We start from the raw sequence: 2734 nt of genomic DNA on the forward strand, positions 1-2734 counted from the left end.
GCCGGGCGAAACCGGCGGCGTTTTTTGTTTGTTGGCTGTCGATGACTAGATCTGTTCGGGATGTTCCGGAATGTCGCGCGATGACACGATCAGGAACCGGATCGCCAGGCCACTGACCGCGACAAGACTTGCAATCGCAATGCCCCAGAACAGGCCGCGTACCCCCATCTCAAGAATGAATGACAGGTAATAGCCAACCGGGATCATGACAAAGATATAGGACACCAGATGTAAAATCGTTGGTGCCCATTTATCGCCAGCCCCGCGAAGGGCACTGATCGCGGCATTCTGACCGCCATCAGTCGGGAAAATGATCGGCATCAAAATCAGCACTGAAACCGTGGTGGCAAGCACCGCGACGTCCTGGGTAAACAGATGTGCAACCGCATCGGGGAACAGATAAAGCGGAATGCTCAGGGCCAGCATCACGCACATCGTGGTCAAAAGGCCAATCCACCCGGCAAGTGCCATGTCCGGTCGGTCCCGCCTGCCATAGGCAATGCCGACCCGAACCGATGTTGCCGACGCCAGACCAAGGGCCACCATAAACATCAGAGCCAAAAGCGTCATGCTGATGCCGTAACTTGCCGCGGCAATCACGCCAAGACGGCCGGCAAAAAGCTGCATGGCGGCAAAGGCGCCGGTTTCCATCCCCTGACTGGCACCCGCGGCATAGCCAAGATGACGGGCATCGCGCGATCCGCGCCACCAACCGGCAAAGCCGTTGCGAATGCCATAAAGATGATGGCTTTTCATCAGCAGGATATAACCCAGCAGACCAAGCGCCATGAACCAGCGGATGACGCTTGATGTCCAAGCTGCACCTTCTGCCCCCAGTTCCGGCAAGCCAAACGCCCCGTAAACCAGCCCGTAATCAAGAACGAGGTTGACCAGGTTAGCTGCGATCATCAACACCATGCCCGGCAGTGGGCGCTGCAATCCTTCAAGGAAAAAGGCACAGGTGATGTAAATCAGTGCGGCGGGCATCCCGATCGCCAGAATCATGGCCAGATCGCCGGCATGGTCGGTGATTTCGACCGGCTGACCGGTGATTTTAAACAGCCAGTCCGATTGCATGGTCAGAAGGGTAAAGACAATGCCGATCAGGACAGCGTAAGGCATGGCATTGCGCCACACAGCCCCGGCCGCCATCAGGTTGTCGCGACCCTTGGCATGCGATGTCATGACCATCACCCCGGTCAGAAGTCCGATGCCGGTCACCATCAAGGATGTAAAGGGCGCATGTGCAATATTAAGGTAGGCCAGTGCCGCACTGTCATAGTTGCCAACCACGATGGTATCGACAACCGCCATGATCAGCATGCCAAGACGGGCAATTGTCACCGGCAGTGCCAGTCTGAACAATTCGCTTAGGTGACGCTTTACCCGGTTATTGGGATAAAGCGGGGTTGGCGAAAGTGTCGGATCAAGTGCCGTATCAAGTGGCGGCGGAGCCGGAGCACCATCTTGTGGGGCAATGGACATTGGACTGTTTCCTGTTTTTATCTGGCGGTCAGGCTCTGGGTCGTGGTGGCGATCAGAGCCATGATGCCGTTTTGCCCTGGTTTGGTTTGATCCAGGGTCTATCTGTGGGCAGCGAACGGTCGTCGGGGAAACGCCATCAGCAATTTGGCCGGATCATCGGTAATCACCGATGTTACTCCCCAGGAGAAAAGCTCCTTGGCGCGTTCGACATCATTGATGGTATAGCAAACCAGCGGGACACCAGCATCGACAATCTCGGCGGCACTCACCGGTGTCAGTGCCTTGTGGTCAATATGAATGGCCGATGCGCCAAGGCGCGCATACTCGGCCTTCCAGTTTTTTGGCAGGGTTTCCAGCAACCAGCCGCACGGCAGGTCTGGCATATGTTTGCGCATATGGGCAACCGCGGTGTCATCAAAACTTGAAATCAGAATTGGCGGCACGGTCTTTGAAATGCGAAGTTCCTTGATGACTTCCTCGCACAGGCGCACCGGATCGCAGCCAGATGGCTTGATTTCAAGGTTGGCCCCCATATCCATGAAATACAGGGTTTCGAGCGTATCTTTCAGGCTGGGGATTCGTTCGCCCTTATATATGTCTGAAAACCATCCCCCGGCATCGAGGTTGCGTAAGGCGTCGAAATCGCTGTGATGGATGGGGCCGGTGCCGTTGGTGGTCCGTTCAAGCGTGTCGTCATGGATAAGCACGCATTTGTCATCCGCACTTAGCGTGACATCACATTCAATCCATTTGGCGCCGCGTGCGCCGGCAACCCGGAATGCGGCAATGGTGTTTTCCGGGGCTTCAATCGAAGCGCCGCGATGGGCGACAATGTGCGGGATATCGATCACGGATATGGGCCTTTTATATATGTGGGGCTGCAACCGCCAAAACAGATGATGGATCAGGCCATCGGTTGTTCTGGTGGTGCAAGAACATCAATGCGATTCTCTTACGCGACTTGGATTGTGTGAAAAAGCGAAAATCTTGTTGCGATTTGAACGTTTCCTTTTTCATTTTTGCTGCGAAGTCATTGGACTCCATATTGTAATTATTGACGCAGAGTCGGTTTTCCCTGTGGTTTTCGGCGTTATGCACCGATGTGGGTCGAGCTATGCACATATCCGATTTCTACGTGAAACCCCCGAAAGCCAAGGGTTTGTGCGGACCGTTTCGGGGGTGAAAAAAACAATCGCCGAAAATCTCGATAAATCTCGAAAAAAGGTGTTTACAGGTCGGGATAGGGGCC

At 54.7% G+C, this 2734-nt stretch carries 2 protein-coding genes; both read right to left on the reverse strand.

From position 1 onward, the window contains the following. Nucleotides 1-45: 45 nt before the first annotated feature. Entirely contained in the window at nucleotides 46-1485 is a 1440-nt protein-coding gene (locus tag TH4_RS20380; RefSeq protein ID WP_064782568.1) for an MATE family efflux transporter, read from the reverse strand. Between the two features lie 98 nt (nucleotides 1486-1583). Next, complete coding sequence (locus tag TH4_RS20385) at nucleotides 1584-2336, reverse strand: glycerophosphodiester phosphodiesterase family protein (RefSeq protein ID WP_064782569.1); 753 nt, start codon at nucleotides 2334-2336, stop codon at nucleotides 1584-1586. Nucleotides 2337-2734 lie beyond the last annotated feature (398 nt).

The sequence above is a fragment of the Thalassospira tepidiphila MCCC 1A03514 genome, from assembly GCF_001662875.1.
In the GTDB taxonomy this organism is placed as follows: domain Bacteria; phylum Pseudomonadota; class Alphaproteobacteria; order Rhodospirillales; family Thalassospiraceae; genus Thalassospira; species Thalassospira tepidiphila.

Bases quoted from the DNA above. Each gene is read 5' to 3' on its own strand.
- TH4_RS20380 (WP_064782568.1), bottom strand. From the start codon at position 1,485: ATGTCCATTGCCCCACAAGATGGTGCTCCGGCTCCGCCGCCACTTGAT.